This is a genomic window from Novosphingobium sp. PP1Y (assembly GCF_000253255.1).
Taxonomy (GTDB): Bacteria; Pseudomonadota; Alphaproteobacteria; order Sphingomonadales; family Sphingomonadaceae; genus Novosphingobium.
The window spans coordinates 2,324,768-2,340,412 of the sequence record NC_015580.1 but is presented as its reverse complement, the minus strand read 5'-3'; the positions used below and the strand labels follow the sequence as shown (position 1 = coordinate 2,340,412).

At 66.2% G+C, this 15,645-nt stretch carries 9 protein-coding genes; 1 reads left to right on the top strand and 8 read right to left on the bottom strand.

Annotated features, from left to right (window positions below):
- Positions 1–25: 25 nt before the first annotated feature.
- The 4 genes from PP1Y_RS17160 to PP1Y_RS17145 form a co-directional block, all read right to left on the bottom strand.
- Positions 26–3,664: an error-prone DNA polymerase gene (locus tag PP1Y_RS17160; protein ID WP_013833352.1), complete on the bottom strand. Its 3,639-nt coding sequence runs from the start codon at positions 3,662–3,664 to the stop codon at positions 26–28.
- Positions 3,665–3,674: 10 nt separating this feature from the next.
- Positions 3,675–5,261, bottom strand: a complete 1,587-nt coding sequence (locus PP1Y_RS17155) for a DUF6504 family protein (RefSeq protein ID WP_013833351.1) — start codon at positions 5,259–5,261, stop codon at positions 3,675–3,677.
- Positions 5,233–5,985, bottom strand: coding sequence for a hypothetical protein (locus tag PP1Y_RS17150; protein ID WP_041558948.1), 753 nt, complete (start codon positions 5,983–5,985; stop codon positions 5,233–5,235). The genes PP1Y_RS17155 and PP1Y_RS17150 overlap by 29 nt, the downstream gene beginning before the upstream one ends.
- Positions 5,986–6,239: 254 nt before the next feature.
- Entirely contained in the window at positions 6,240–7,787 is a 1,548-nt protein-coding gene (locus tag PP1Y_RS17145) for an amino acid permease (protein ID WP_041558947.1), read from the bottom strand.
- Positions 7,788–7,974: 187 nt separating this feature from the next.
- Here PP1Y_RS17145 and panB point away from each other — a divergent pair, with 187 nt between their 5' ends.
- The gene (panB, locus tag PP1Y_RS17140) at positions 7,975–8,853 is read left to right on the top strand and encodes a 3-methyl-2-oxobutanoate hydroxymethyltransferase (protein ID WP_013833348.1); all 879 of its coding nucleotides are present in this window, start codon (positions 7,975–7,977) and stop codon (positions 8,851–8,853) included.
- Positions 8,854–8,881: 28 nt separating this feature from the next.
- On the opposite strand, the gene PP1Y_RS17135 is transcribed toward panB, so the two are convergent.
- From PP1Y_RS17135 to PP1Y_RS17120, 4 genes are read right to left on the bottom strand one after another with little or no spacing between them, the layout of a single operon-like run.
- Positions 8,882–10,654, bottom strand: coding sequence for a tetratricopeptide repeat protein (locus PP1Y_RS17135; protein WP_013833347.1), 1,773 nt, complete (start codon positions 10,652–10,654; stop codon positions 8,882–8,884).
- A gap of 49 nt (positions 10,655–10,703) precedes the next feature.
- A complete protein-coding gene (prsR, locus tag PP1Y_RS17130; protein ID WP_013833346.1) occupies positions 10,704–12,080 on the bottom strand; it encodes a PEP-CTERM-box response regulator transcription factor in 1,377 nt (458 codons plus the stop codon).
- Positions 12,080–14,203 (bottom strand): XrtA/PEP-CTERM system histidine kinase PrsK, encoded by a 2,124-nt coding sequence (gene prsK / locus PP1Y_RS17125; protein ID WP_013833345.1) that lies wholly within the window; start codon positions 14,201–14,203, stop codon positions 12,080–12,082. The genes prsR and prsK overlap by 1 nt, the downstream gene beginning before the upstream one ends.
- Positions 14,203–15,588, bottom strand: a complete 1,386-nt coding sequence (locus PP1Y_RS17120; RefSeq protein ID WP_013833344.1) for a TIGR03013 family XrtA/PEP-CTERM system glycosyltransferase — start codon at positions 15,586–15,588, stop codon at positions 14,203–14,205. The genes prsK and PP1Y_RS17120 overlap by 1 nt, the downstream gene beginning before the upstream one ends.
- Between the last annotated feature and the right edge of the window lie 57 nt (positions 15,589–15,645).

Below are 15,645 nucleotides of genomic sequence, written 5' to 3'. Positions count from 1 at the left end.
GATCACGCTTCGCCGCCGTTTTCCCTCAGTGGAAGTCCCGTGACTTCGGGATCACGCGTACATCGCGGGGATGCCCCCGGGGATAGCCGCAGTCGCGGTTCCCGGGCCCAGGCGGCTGCCACGGTTCTGCCGGCTCGAACGGCGCATCCTGCTCCTTCACCCCCAGTTGCTGCGCGCGGCCGGGCAGCGGATTGTTCACGTGATCGGCGCGGGCGATGGTGGCGGGCAGCAGGTCTTCGGAAAGGCGGTGGAGGTCGTGCGTCGCATCGGCAAGGTGCGCGGCGATCACGTGGATCACCTCGTCGTCGTATTCGACGCGCCCGCGCACTTCCATCAGCCGCGAGCCCATGATGACCTTGCGCTGGCGCTCCATGAGATCCGGCCAGACGACGACATTGGCGACGCCGGTCTCGTCCTCCAGCGTGATGAAGCACACCCCCTTGGCGCTGCCCGGCCGCTGGCGGATGAGCACGACGCCCGCGACCTGCACCATCGCGCGATACTTGCGCGCCCGCAGGTCCGCCGCCCGCACGAAGCCGCGTTCGGCCAGCGAGGCGCGCAGGAATGCCACGGGATGGGCCCTGAGTGACAGGCGCTGGGTCTGGTAGTCGGCCACCACTTCCTCGCTCAGCGGCATCTGCGGCAAGCGCGTGGCGGCTTTCTCGGCCCCCTCGTCGCGCGCGGCGGCGGCGGCGAAAAGCGGCAGGTCGGGCGCGGCGATCAGGCTGCGCGCATCCCACAGGGCCTGACGCCGCGACAGCGCCAGCGAGCCGAAGGCATCGGCCGAGGCAAGCCGTTCGACCAGCGCCGGGGATAGCCCCGCCCGCTCCCGCAAGGCCCCGACATCGGCGAAAGCCCCCTGCTCCTCCCGTGCCGCGACAAGGCGGGCAGCGGCGTGTTCGGGAAAGCCGTCGATCTGGCGCAAACCAAGGCGAAGCGCGATGTGCCGGTCCAACCGGCCCCGATCGTCGGCCCACCCCGCTGCGGCCAAATTCGCCTGCTGCTCACCAGGCCTCGCCCCCCTCTCCCCAGCGGGGTGGGCATCGCCCCCCACCACTTCCAGCGTGCAGTCCCAGTCCGAATGATTGACGTCGGCGGGCAGCACCCTGACGCCGTGCTCGCGCGCATCCCGCACGATCTGTGCCGGGGCATAGAAGCCCATCGGCTGCGAATTGAGCAAGGCGCAGGCGAAGGCCCCCGGGAAGTGGCACTTGAGCCAGCTCGACACGTAGACGAGGTGGGCGAAGCTCGCCGCGTGACTTTCGGGGAAGCCATATTCGCCGAAGCCCTTGATCTGGTTGAAGCAACGCTCGGAGAAATCGGGATCGTAGCCGCGCGCGATCATTCGGCCGACCATCATGTCCTGCAGTTCCGAAACCATCCCGCGCGAACGGAACGTCGCCATCGCCTTCCTCAGCCGGTTCGCCTCGGCGCTGGTAAACTGCGCGGCATCGAGCGCGATCTTCATCGCCTGCTCCTGGAAGATCGGCACGCCCAGCGTACGCGCGAGGATCGAGGACAACTCGTCGGGCGGACCGTGCTCGGGCCCCGGCGCCGGGATCGCCACGGCCTCCTCGCCGCGGCGGCGCTTGAGGTAGGGGTGGACCATGTCGCCCTGGATCGGTCCGGGCCGCACGATCGCTACCTGGATGACCAGATCGTAGAACTCGCGCGGCTTGAGGCGCGGCAGCATGTTCATCTGCGCCCGGCTTTCGACCTGGAACACGCCGAGCGAATCCCCGCGGCGCAGCATCGCGTAAGTCTCCGGATCCTCGCGCGGGACAGTGGCCAGGGTCAGCGGTCTTTCATGATGCTTTTCAAGAAGATCGAGGCACTTCCTGATACAGGTCAGCATCCCCAGAGCCAGGACGTCTACCTTGAGGATGCCCAATGCCTCGATGTCGTCCTTGTCCCATTCGATGAAACTGCGCTCGGGCATGGCGCCATTGCCGATCGGCACGGTTTCGGTCAGCGGTCCCTGCGTGAGGATGAAACCGCCGACGTGCTGCGAGAGATGCCGGGGCATGCCGATCATCTGCTCGGTCAACTTCAGAACGCGTCTGAGGTGCGGATCGGTCAGGTCCATACCCGTCTCGCGGACATGCTTCTCGCCGATCTCCTTGCCGTAGCCGCCCCACACGGTACGGGCGAGCGCGCTGGTCACGTCCTCGGACAGGCCCATGGCCTTGCCCACCTCGCGGATCGCCATGCGCGGGCGGTAGTGGATCACCGTCGCGCACAGCCCTGCCCGGTGGCGGCCATAGCGGCGGTAGATGTACTGGATCACTTCCTCGCGCCGCTCGTGCTCGAAATCGACGTCGATATCGGGCGGCTCCTTGCGCTCCTCGGAAATGAAGCGGTCGAACAGGAGGGCATGCCTGGCCGGATCGACAGCGGTGATCTCCAGGCAATAGCACACTGCCGAATTGGCCGCCGAACCGCGCCCCTGGCACAAGATCGGCGGATTCTGATTTCTTGCGAAATCAACGATATCCTTGATGGTCAGGAAGTACCTTGCGAGATTGAGCTTGCCGATCAGTGCCAGTTCGCGCGCCAGGGTCTCGCGCACGCCTTCGGGCACGCCCGAGGGATAGCGCCGCGCCGCGCCCTCCCATGTCAGCCTGTCGAGATGCGCCTGCGGATCGAGGCCGCCGGGGCAGATCTCCTCGGGATATTCGTACTGCAGTTCCTCGAGGCTGAAAGTGCAGGCATCGGCCAGTTCGCGCGCCGCCGTGACGGCATGCGGCCAGCGATCGAACAGGCGCACTATCTCTTCGGGCGATTTCAGGTGGCGTTCGGCATTGGCTTCGAGCGCCCATCCCGCCCGGGCCACGGTCGTCCTGTGGCGAATGGCGGTCATGACGTCCTGCAACGGCCGCCGCTCGGGCACGTGATAGAGCACGTCGTTGGTGGCAAGGATAGACAGGCCATGGGCCTGCGCCATGACGTCAAGCGCCTCGATCCGGGCAATGTCGTCCCCTTTGTGAAAGCGGCAGGCCGCCAGGTGCCGCAGGCCCGGCAGGCGCGCGACCAGATGCGGCAGGAGGACGCAAAGCGGGCCGGTCATCTGCCGCCCGCCATCCCGGTCCGGGCCGAAACCGCACTTCTCCCGATCCTCCTCTTCCTCCTCTGCGGGACGGGGAAAAGCGACCACATTGCTTTCCACCGCGATCGTGAGCTGCATGTCCAGATCGCGCGGCGGCACCAGCACGAGATGCACGCCCTGCGCATGGGCGGCGAGCATCTCCAGCGAGATCTCGCACACGCCCTTCTCCTGCCACTGGCCCGAGAGCGTGCCCATGCGCCCTGCGGAAATCAGCTGGCAGAGACGTCCATAACCGGCGCGGTCGGCGGGGTAGGCAAGGAACACCAGCCCTTCGACCGTCTCGATACGGCAACCGATGACGGGCCGCAGCCTGAGCGTATGCGCCTCGGTGTGCAGGCGCACGACGCCCGCCATCGAATTAATGTCGGCAATCCCGAGCGCATCGTAGCCCAGCCTGTAGGCCTCGCTGACCAGATCCGCCGCATCAGAAGCCCCGCGCAGGAACGAAAAGCAGCTTGCCACCCCCAGCTCGACGAAAGGCGCACGCCGGGGCGGCACGACGCTGCCCGGGTCGATCTCGATGCGATGGCGCTCTGGCGTCAGCGGGGCTTCGGGCATGGCGGCGGTCCTAGGCGCAGATGCCCTGGAGGAACCATGCCGGCGTGCCGCCGCGCCCGTCGCCGACCACGCCGCTGCGGTAGATCCAGTAGCGTCGTCCCTGTCCGTCCTCGATGCGGTAATAGTCGCGCAGGCGTGCCGTCCCGCGTTCACGCCACCATTCGGGCGCAATGCGTTCAGGACCTTCGGCGCGAGCGATCTCGTGGACCTGCCCCCGCCAGCGGAACCGCTTGGGCAAGCCGTCCGGGGTCTCGTAAATCACCGCGATCTGTTCGGGCCGATCCAGCATTTTCAATGGCCTGAAGTGGAAATCGAAAGCTCCCTGCGAAGAGGTTTCGCGCTCCAGCGGCCCCTGCCAGCGCTGTGCCCGTTCGGGCAAGTGACTGGCGCGCGGCACCGGGCGGCGCACGGCCTCCTCGCCGAGCCGCACCGAGAGCCGGTCGATACAGGCGGCAAGGCTGGTGCCATGGGCTTTTGCCGCCGCCTCGAAATCCTGCTGGGACAAGGCCAGCGGCTCGCACCAGGGCGCGCGCATGCGGACCAGTTCGATGCCGAAGCCTGCGTCGAGCCCTTCCAGCTTGCGCCCGTAGAGACCGGCGAGATGCTCGGCGTCGCGGCTTGGCGCGGCCAGTTCGAGACGGCGCACCAGGACTTCGCCATCGACTTTCCACAGCCCCAGCTCAAGCCGGCGCGCGCCCAGCGCTTCCCCCTCAAGCTGGCGGGCCATGTCCTGCGCCAGGTCGGCAACGACACGGTCGAGCAGGTCGCGGTGGCGGATCGGCTCCATCAACCGTCGCTGCACCAGCGGCGCATGGACGACGGTGACCGGCAGCAGCGGTTCGGGCACACGGCCCAGCAACTGATCCATGCGCAGCAGCGGATTGGCGGCAGCCGAGCGGCGATTGCGGAACCGGCGCGAAAGTGCATCGCGCGCCACCCCGCCCAGGTCGCCAAGGCGCTTGAGGCCAAGACGGCGCAGCACCGTGAGCACGTCGTCGTCAAGCCGCAGCGCCGCGACCGGCAAGCCGGACAGGCGCGCGGCGGGATCGTCGTCGGGATGCAGGATCGCCCCGTCCGGACCATGATGCGCCAGCGCCCAGGCCGCCCCGGCGGTCGGCGCGAGAGCCAGGCGCACCGACAGCCGGCGCCGGGCGAAAGCGGCCCGGGCATCGGCCAGCAGCGCCGCCTCGCCGCCGAACAGGTGGGCGACGCCGGTAACGTCGACGAGGAGCCCGTCGGGCGGATCGAGCGCGCTCCACGGCCCCCAGCGCATGGCCCAGGCGGCCAGGTTTTCAAGAAAGGCGAGATCGCCCGCCGGGTCCGAAGGCGCGACGGCGAGTTGCGGGCAGAGCGTGCGGGCATCGGCCAGCATCGCGCCCGGCTGGGCCCCGCCGTTCAATCCCGCATCGTTGACCGCGGCAAGGCGCGGCCCATGCGCGGTCTCCGCGATCAACGCCAGCGGCTGTGCATCGGCGCCCTCGCCCGCCGCCAGCCCCTCGGCCAGCCGCCAGCGGTCGAGCGCAAGCTGCCTTAGCCAGATGGCGAGGATCCGGCGGGGCGGGGCGGCATTACCCGCGAGCTTGGACCGGCTGGGCATGGTGGGACGAAAAGCGGGATGGAGCGATGGCCGCGATGCCCCCTGCCCGTTCGGCCACCAACCGGCCGTCATCCCGCAGCACCCAGGTTCCCGGGGGATGGCGACGGGCGCGGAACAGTTCGGCCTGCCAGCTCGGCACGCCGGGCGCCTGCGGGTTCCAGCGCGGTGACGGCGAGGCGCAGGACTGCGCGCGCCAGCGCATGCGGGCGGAGGACAGGTCGGCCCTTGCATCGAGACGGACCAGCCAGAGCGGCACGCCATGACGCTCGGCAGCAAGGCTGAGACGGCGCGAGGCGGTGAAGTCGAGCGCGCGGGGATTGCCGGTCACTTCACCGAGAACGAAAGCGAAGTCGCGGCAGCGCAGCCCTTCCTCCAGCGCGAAGAGCGCATCTTCTGCGCTGCGGGCGGCGACATGGACGAGACGATGGCGCAAGGCGCGCGGCAGGCCGGGAAGATAGGGCCGGCCACTGCGCCGGAGCGCCTCGCGGTCCTGCACCCAGAGCCACATGCGATCCTCCTGCGCCTGGGCAGACGCCCCATCGGCGGACCGGGCGGCCATGCGGTCGAGCGCAAGGGCCAGGGCCAGGGCGGCACCGGCGCCTTCATTGCCCGCGGCGAACAGCTCGCCATGGGGGACTTCCCCGGAGACCAGGCCGGGACGCCATGCATCGACCTGCCTTGCAGTGAGGCTGGCGGCAGTGGGAATGGAACTGATTTCGACCATCGAATCGCACCGGGAGCAAATAATGTTCTTATTATGTTCTCATTTGCCGGAGCTGGCAATGGTGCGGGTGTGGACAGCACTGGGGACAAGCCGGGGGATGACCGGGGTAAAACCGGGGCAAAAGCCCGGCACAACCCGGGATAACTTCCCGGCACAGCGAGCGGCAAGCGCGAGGACGGAACGCATTCGCCTCCTCGCGCGAAAAGAAAAGGGGAGCCAAAGCCCCCCTTTCCCTCAATCCGCGATCAGACGCATTACACCGGCGGAACCGGCTGCGGCGGCGCGTCGGGATCTTCCTCGTGCACCTCGATCCTGCCGAGGCCCACGTGGCTCTTGCGATAGCCGTAGGAGAAATAGACCACGAGACCGATGCCGCCCCAGACCGGCAGCACCATCTTCGCCTCGAACGGCAGGTTGAAGAACAGGCCAAGGCAGCCCAGCACCGCGATCGGCGCGACCACCCACACCAGCGGGGTGCGGAACGGACGATGCCGGTCAGGCTGGGTCTTGCGCAGGATCATCACCGCCAGAGCGACCATGAAGAACGCGAAGAGCGTGCCCGAGTTCGAAATGTCGGCCAGCTGACCGACCGGCAGAAAGGCCGCGAAAAAGGCCACCGCAACACCGGTGATCATCGTCACGATATGCGGGGTCTTCCAGCGCGGATGGATCGACGCGAGCTTCTCGGGCAGCAGGCCGTCCCGGGCCATGACGAAGAAGATGCGGGTCTGGCCGAAGAGCATGATCAGGATGACCGAGGGCAGCGCCAGGAAGGCGGCCACGCCGATAAGGTCACCGATGCGCTCCCAGCCGATCGAGCGCAGGACATGCGCCAGCGCCTCGCGCGAGCAGACCAGCGGCTCGATCGTGCTGGCGGCAATCGCCTGGCACTGCGAGGCCAGCTCGGGCGTGCCGGGTGCAAGGATCTCGCCATTGGGACCGTTGACCGGCTGCGCGCCCAGCGCACCGATCGCACCGGCGGCCACCAGCAGGTAGAACACCGTACAGATGCCCAGGCTGCCGATCAGGCCGATCGGCACGTTGCGCTGCGGGTTCTTGGTTTCCTCGGCCGCGGTCGAGACCGCATCGAAACCGACGTAGGCGAAGAAGATCGAGGCAGCTGCACCGACCGCGCCCAGACCTGCGCCGTGGCCGTTGCCGAACCAGCCGTTGGGCATGAACGGTTCGAAATTGGCGCCCTTCATCACCGGGATCGTCAGGACGATGAAAACCGTCAGCGCCGTCACCTTGATGCCGACGAGGATCGCATTGACCCGCGCGCTTTCGGTCGTGCCGATCATCAACAGCAGCGTCACCAGCAGCGCAATGACAAGCGCCGGCAGGTTGACGATGCCGCCGGCATAGGGACCGACGATCAGCGCATTGGGCAGCTCGATTCCCCAACTGTGCAGCAGGCCCACGAAATAGCCCGACCAGCCGACCGAGACAGCGCTGGCGGCGACGGCATATTCGAGAATGAGCGCCCAGCCCACCATCCAGGCCAGCAGTTCGCCCATCACCGCATAAGTATACGTATAAGCCGAGCCCGAAACCGGCACCATAGAGGCGATCTCGGAATAGCAGAGCGCCGCCACGCCGCACACGACGGCAGCGATGACGAAAGCCCACATCATCCCGGGCCCCGCTTTCTGCGCGGCCTCCGACGTAAGCACGAAGATACCGGTGCCGATGATGGCGCCGACACCCAGAAGTGTAAGCTGGATGGCACCCAGCGAACGATGTAATGATTTTTTCTCAGCCGTCGCCAGAATGGCGTCTAACGGCTTTACGCGACCGAACATTGCGGTGAACCCCCGGAATTTCCATGGATGGCGCGAAGCTAGCGACATGCTATCGCTTGGCAAGAGCGAAGCGTCTTGGACCTGTTGATTTGTCACGTTACAGTCAAGTCACGGGTCCACACTGACCGGTCCTTCGCTCATGCAAGTCTCTTTGCCAGACTCGCGTCCGGAGGCTAGAAGCCCTTGCATGTCCACGACCTTCCAGATCGACACCGCGACCAGTCGCGCCACGCCAACCCCCGCGCCGATGAAACGGCTGACGATCCCGGTGATCCGCCGCCGCAAGAAAGACGGCGTGACCGAAGAGCCGATCGTGATGTTGACCGCCTATACCGCACGCCAGGCGCAATTGCTTGACGCTCACTGCGACCTGTTGTTGGTCGGCGACAGCCTCGGTCAGGTCATTTACGGATTGCCCTCCAGCGTGCCGGTGACACTCGACATGATGGCCGCCCACGGTGCCGCGGTCGTGCGCGGCAGCTATCATGCCGCCGTTATCGTCGACATGCCTTTCGGCACTTACGAACAGTCGCCCCAGCAGGCCTTCGAGAGCGCATCGCGCCTGCTCAAGGAAACCGGCTGTGCGGGCGTGAAGCTCGAAGGCGGCGAAGCCATGGCCGAGACGGTCGAATTCCTCTCCAATCGCGGCATCCCGGTGATGGGCCACATCGGGCTGACCCCGCAGGCGGTGAACGTGCTGGGCGGCTACAACGCCCGCGGACGCAGCGACGCGGAAGCTGCGAAGATCGTGAACGACGCCAAGGCGCTCGACGATGCGGGCGCGTTCGCCATCGTCATCGAAGGCGTGGTCGAACCCATTGCCATCGAGGCTACCAAGGCGATCAGCTGTCCCAGCATCGGCATCGGCGGTTCGGCCGAGTGCGACGGGCAGGTCCTCGTCACCGAGGACATGTGCGGCATGTTCGAACGCGTCCCCCGCTTCGTGAAGCGTTATGCCGACATCGCGGGCCTGATCTCGGGCGCTGCCGAGCAATACGCGCAGGAAGTGCGCGCCCGCACGTTCCCCGGAATCGAGCAGACCTACCAGCCCAAGAAGCCCGCCTGACGCGGATTCCTTACCGGCCAGCTCTCCCCTAACTCTCGTCCGGCGTCGACAGCTTGCGCCGCGCGGCGGCTATGAGCGGCGTGTTGCCGAGCATTGCCTGCGCCTTGTCAAGCAGGGCCGTTGCCGTCCCTGCATTGCGCCCGCTCAACGCATAGCTGTAGGCAAGTGCCTGCGTAGCGACGGGGCTGGAGCGCTGCAGGCGATAGGCCGTGCGGGCATCGGCCTGGGCAGCCTCGACATCCCCGGTGTCCGCCTCGATCAAAGCAAGATCGCACAACAGCTGGACGTCGCGCGCGTCGCCATTGTCTCGCAGCCACCTGAGGATGGCGAGCGCCCTTCCGGTATCGCCCTGCGACACGGCCAATCGCGCGGCGGCGCGCAGGGCTTCGCGGTTGGTTGGACTTTCCCGCAGGTAACCTTCCACAAGCTGCTGCGCGCCGCGCATGTCGTGCGCCATCACATAGGCCTCGAAGCGCCGGGCGAAGAGATTGGGGAACATGCGAATCTGCGCCGCTGCAGTATAGCGCGCCTGTGCTGCCTGCGGCCTGCCAAGCGCAAGCTGGACGTCGCCGGCAAGCGAGAGGTTGTCGAAAAAGCCCGGATCGCGGCGCTGCGCCGCTTCGGCCTGCGCTTCGGCCGCCGGCGCTTCCCCGCGGGCCAGCATCGCGCCAATGCCATTGCCCCCTGGAAGCACACGTAGCGCCGCTGTCTGCGGCCTTGCCGCAAGGTCCAGCAGTTCTCCGGCGCGCTGGCGATCCCCCAGAATCTCGTAAGCGCGCGCGACCACGGTCAGAAGGTAAGGCGAGGCATCGGCGCGGCCGATCTGGTCACGAAAGCGCAAGGTCACGTAGCGGTATTCGCCGCTCAGGTAGATCGACCGGGCGAGCAGTTCCTGTGCCTGCCGATCGTCGGGCCGCATTCGCAGGACCTGTTCGAAAAGTTCCGAGGCCGCCGCCGGATTGCCCACGCCAAGCTCGCTCACCCCGCGCAGCAACAATACGCCCGGCTGCCGGTCCAGCTGATTACCGGTATGCGCAAGCAGACTGCGCGCCAGCTCGTATTTTCCGGCACGCGCTGCCAGGACTGCCTGAAGGTAATACGCGCGCGGGTGCTCCGGGCTGAGCTTGAGCACCTGCCGGGTCAGGACGAGGCAATCGCTCGCCCGTCCAAGATCCCCCAGCGTAGCTGCATTTTCGAGCAGCACCGGCACATCGTCCGGCGCCTGCTGAAGGGCCTTCTCGAACCACGGAAGCGCTGCAAGCAGGCCATGACGGTCCCGGGCAAGCTGGCCGCGAAACTCAAGCGCCCGGACATTCGCGGGATCGAGCTGCAGGGCATGTTCTGCCGCACTTATGGCCAGCCGGTGTTGACCGCTGGCATATCGCAGGCGACCGATCTCGACCCACAGCCCGGCATCGTCGGGCAAGATGGCAAGGGCTCTTTCGAAGGCCTTGCCTGCAGCCGCATAATCGCCGTCCCCCCATTCCAGCCGGGCGAGCGCGCGCCACCCCTCGGCAGCGCTTTGCGGCGTGAACGTGCCCGGGGCGAGCCATTCGCGTGCCTTCTGCCGGTTTCCCTGCGCAAGGTAGGCTTCGCCCATGTAGGCCGCGACTTCCATGCGACTCGCGCCGCGATCCAGCGCAGCGCGCAGCTTCGCCTCGCCGTCGATCCCGTCGCCGCGGGCAAGAGCGCCACGCGCCTCCTCGATCAGCGCAGCAGCCGGACTGTCCTCCCCCCATCCCGGCGTCGCCGTGAGGGCAAGCGGCAAGGCGAGCAGGAGCGGCAGCAGCAGCGCAAGCACCGCCCGCTGCCAGCCTCCTGTCCCGCGCCGCTTCGCCGCGAGGAACGGTTCAGGCCTGGAGATCGTACTGCTTGAGCAGGTCATAGAGCGTCGGGCGGCTGATCCCGAGCATCTTGGCGGTGCTGGAGATATTCCCTTCGCTGCGGGCAAGCGCATGGCGGATCACCTTGCGATCGGCCTGCTCGCGCGCGGACTTGAGGTTAAGCGCGTTGATCACTTCCTCGTCCGGTTCGTTGAGGTCGAGATCGGCTGCCGAAACGAGTTTCTCATCGGCCATGATGACAGCGCGCTTCACGCGGTTTTCCAGCTCGCGCACATTGCCCGGCCAGCTCCATGAATCGATCGCGGCCAGCGCGTCGGAGGCAAAGCCGCGTACGCGCGGGTTCATCTCCTTGGCATAGCGATTGAGGAAGGCCTTCCCAAGCAGCGTCGCATCGCCGGGCCGCTCTGCCAGGCTCGGGATCTTCACGACGATCTCCGCAAGGCGGTAATAGAGATCCTCGCGGAAACGCCCATCGGTGATCATCGTCTCCAGGTCCTGGTGCGTAGCGCAGACGATGCGGGTGTCGACCGGGATCGACTCGCGCGAGCCGACCCGCTCGACCACGCGCTCCTGAAGAAAGCGCAGCAGCTTGACCTGCAGCTGGAGCGGAATGTCGCCGACCTCGTCAAGAAACAGCGTGCCCCCGCAGGCCTGCTCGATCTTGCCCGGCGTGGTCTTGACCGCCCCGGTGAAGGCCCCCTTCTCGTGCCCGAACAGCTCGCTCTCGAGCAAGTTTTCGGGGATCGCCGCACAGTTGATCGCCACGAACTCACCCTTGGCGCGGTCGCTGGCATCGTGCAGCCCGCGCGCGAGCAGTTCCTTGCCGGTGCCGCTCGCCCCCAGCAGCATGACCGAGACATTGGTATTGGCCACGCGCTCGATCGTGCGGGCGACGCGGATCATTTCCGGTGCGCCGGTGATCATCCGGCCCAATACTTTCTCGTCCTTCTCGACTTTCGCCGCGAGACGGCGGTTTTCCTCCTCCAGCCGGTGAAGCTGCAGGGCGCGGCGCACGATCAGGCCCAGCGCATCGATGTCCACCGGCTTCTGGTAGAAGTCGTAGGCTCCGCGCGCGATCGCCTGCAGCGCGGATTCGCGGGCATTGTGGCCGCTGGCGACGATCACCTTGGTATCGGGCTTGAGCGCCATGATCTCATCGAGGACGGCAAAACCCTCGCTCACCCCGTCAGGGTCCGGCGGCAGGCCGAGGTCGAGCGTGACGACATCGGGCATTTCCGAGCGCAGCAGCGCCAGGGCCGACTGGCGGTCTCCGGCGATCAGCACGTCGAAGTCCTCATAGGCCCATTTCAGCTGGGCCTGGAGGCCTGCATCGTCCTCCACGATCAGGAGCTTGGGAAGCACCTTGCTACGGGCGTCGGTCATCAGGCTACCCTTTGGTCCTTGTTGGCGATGTTGTCATAGATGTCCTGGGCTGCGGCGAGCGGCACGCGCACCACGAAGCGCGAGCCGAGGCCTTCGCGCGATTCCACTTCGAGACGGCCGCGCATCGCGCGCACCAGTTCGCGGGCTTCGAAGGCGCCAATGCCGAAGCCGCCGTTCTTGGTCGATACGAAGGGCTTGAACAGCCGGTTGCGGACGAACTCCGCGCTCATGCCGCAGCCTGCATCGAGCACTTCGAAGCGGGCATTGAGGCCGTCCGCACTTACCGCGAGGAAAACCGGGCTGTCGGGGCTACTGGCATCGAGGCCGTTCTGGATGAGGTGGACGAGAACCTGCTCGAGAGAATGACGATTGCCGTTCACGATCAGGTCGTGCCTTTCCGCGACGACCACCTGCGGATTGTCCTTGAAGCGCTGGGCGACGGCATCGATCACGTCGAGTACCGGAACCTGTTCCAGCTTCTCCACCGCACCGTTACCGTAGCGCGAAAGGCGGGCGATCAGGGCGTTCAGCTTCTCGGAGGAATTGCGCAGGGTGACGAGCATGTCGTCGCGGAATTCCTTCTTGTGGGCATGAAGCTCGGCATTGCGCGCCAGAAGGCTGAACTGGCTGGCAAGGTTCTTGATGTCGTGCATCACGAAGGCGATGCGGCGATGGAAGTCCTCGAAGCGGCTGGATTCCGCGAGCGCTTCCTGGCTCGAATTCTCGGCAAGATAGCTGGCAACCTGCTGGCCGATAACACGCAGGAGGTCGAAGTCTTCCCAGTCGAACTTGCGCACGATCTGCGGCCGCGCCAGCACGACCATGCCGACGAGGCGCTCGTAGTGGACCAGCGGCACCAGCGCCCAGGCACGGCGATCCTCGAGCAGCCACTGCGGCACGATGATGCCCGGGCTGGTGGAATCGTCACCGGCACGAATGTCGTCGAGATCGGTGATGTAGCCCGTGCGTTCGAAGACCTCGAGCGCGCGCAACGGCATTGCCTCGGCGGGCACTTCGATCTCCGCCCAGTTCCAGCGCGAGGCCAGCGTCAATTCGCCTTGCTCGCCCGGCGCAAGCAGGAGACCGGCAGGACTGTCGGTTACATCGGCAATCGACTGGACGACGCGCTCACCCAGCGGCTTGGCTTCAAGACCACTGCTGCCGATGGTGCGGGTAAAGCGCAGCCATTCCTCGCGATAATCGTAGCGGTGCTGGAAGAAATGCTTGGTCAGGGTAACCTTGAACCAGCCGCGCACGCGGCGCGACGGCAGGACGACCAGCGCAAAGGCACTCGCCAGTGTCAGGAAGGTCAGTTCGATCAGGCGTGCAAAATCGCCTCCGGCATAGGACAGCCACTGCGCCACCGACACCATCGCCACGAGATAGACGCCGATGACGAGCAATGAGAAAGTCTGGAAAGTGACCGCACGCGAAGGCTTGAGGCGCAGTTCGTCGCGGTTGCGCGCGATGGCCAGCAAAAAGGCCCCGGCAATCGCCAGCGCGGCCACTCCGCGGAAGGCTGCAATCTCAAGCGGCCAGTCCCCGCCGAGGTAGGCGATCGTGTAGAGGTTGAGGTCGAAGGCCCAGAGAAAGGCGAGGCCGGATGCCGGCCAGCGCAGTCCCGGCCGGGTCTCCCGCGAAGCACCGGCGTAGAGATTGTGCACGAGCACCAGTCCGCCGACCGTCACCAGAAGGCGGAACAGGACATTGGATTCGAACGCGACGCGAAGGAAAGCACCCTCGAACGAGGCCCGCGTCAGCGCCGCATCCACACCAAGGTGCAGAAGTTCGACGAAGGCCAGCGCCAGGATCACCGGACGGATCGGCGCAAGACTGGCGTGACGCCCGTCACTGGCGAAGAAACGGTAGATGACGAAAAGCCAGCCCAGGTTACGGGCACTTTCAGCCAGCGAAGGCAGGAGGACAAGGCGTCCGGTCATCGCCGAGGCGATTGCGAGGCACCAAGCCGCCGTCAGGAACAGGGCGACGACGACCGGGCCGCCGACATTGCCGAAGCGCTCACGCCTCGGCCACAGCCAGATCGCCAGGCTCGCCACCGCGATGGCGCCCGAGAGATCAAGCCCGATGCCCAGAAGCGGCCAGAACCAGTCGCCACTCGTCATCAGCGCGCTCCCTCATGCCAGAGGACGACGCGCAGGGTCTGGAGAATGATCAGCAGGTCGAGGAACGGCGTGTAGTTCTTCGCGTAGTAGAGATCGTATTCCAGCTTGTTGCGCGAATCCTCGATCGAGGCGCCATAGGGATAATTTATCTGAGCCCAGCCGGTGATGCCGGGCTTCACCATGTGACGTTCGGCATAGAAGGGGAGCTGCTCCTCGAGATCGGCGACGAATTCGGGCCGTTCGGGGCGCGGGCCCACGAAGCTCATCTCGCCCTTGAGGACGGTCCAGGCCTGCGGCAGTTCGTCGATGCGGGTCAGGCGGATGAACTTGCCCACGCGGGTGACGCGCGGATCGTCCTTGGATGCCCACTGGGCGCCCGCCGCCTCGGCATCCGTGCGCATCGAGCGCAGCTTGATGACGTTGAACGACTGGCCGAACAGGCCAACGCGCGACTGGCGGTAAAAGGCCGGTCCCTTGCTGTCGATCTTCACGATTATCGCGAAGAGCACGATCACCGGCGCTGTCAGCGTCAGCAGCAGGGCGCTGGCGCCGATGTCGAACAGGCGCTTGGCCGCGCTGGAGATCATCCGGCCCGAAGAGAAGCCGTCCGAAAAGATCAGCCAGCTCGGATTGACCGTATCGAGATCGACGCGCCCCGTCTCGCGCTCGAGGAAACTGGAGAACTCGTTGACGTGAACGCCCGCCGTCTTGATCCGCAGCAGGTCCTTGAGCGGCAGGGCATTACGCCTTTCCTCCAGCGCCAGCACGACTTCGCTCACCCCCAGGTTCTCGACGTAGCGGGTGAGATTGTGGATGGCGCCGCGGGCGATGGCTTCCTCGACGACGGGATGCGCCTCGCTCATGGCAATGTAGCCGACGATGACAAAGCCGCTCTCCGGGCGCTCGCCCAGTTGGCGCAGGCGCTGGGCGCGGGCCCCTGCCCCGAGGACGAGAACGCGGCGTCGAAAGGCCGAAGTACCGAGGATACCGCTCAGAAGCAGGCGGTTGAGAATCAGCAGCAGGATCGCAATGCCCATCGAATAGGCCAATGTCGAACGCCAGAAATGCTGTCCGGCCGCCAGAAAATCGACGAAGGATAGCGCGATCACGCCCAGCGAGATCGCCACCAGCAGGCGCGCGGCAGCAAAGCGCATCGAGCGCAGGGCATCGGTGCCGTAGACTCCCACCGAGATCATCGAAAGCACGAGGACTGCAGCGAATGCGCCGTGCGGCAGCAGGCGATCGCCGAAGTCTCCGGCGTCCATGCCGATCTGTCCTGCGCGCACACGCCACGAAATTTCATTCGCGCTGACGAGCAGCACGACATCGACGAGCCAGAGCAGCACGACGGAATGCGGGATGTAATGTTTAAAAAGACGAATCATCGTCGCATCGAACCACTCTCAAAGGCCGAACGGGGGGCTTCGAGAGCCTTGACTAAG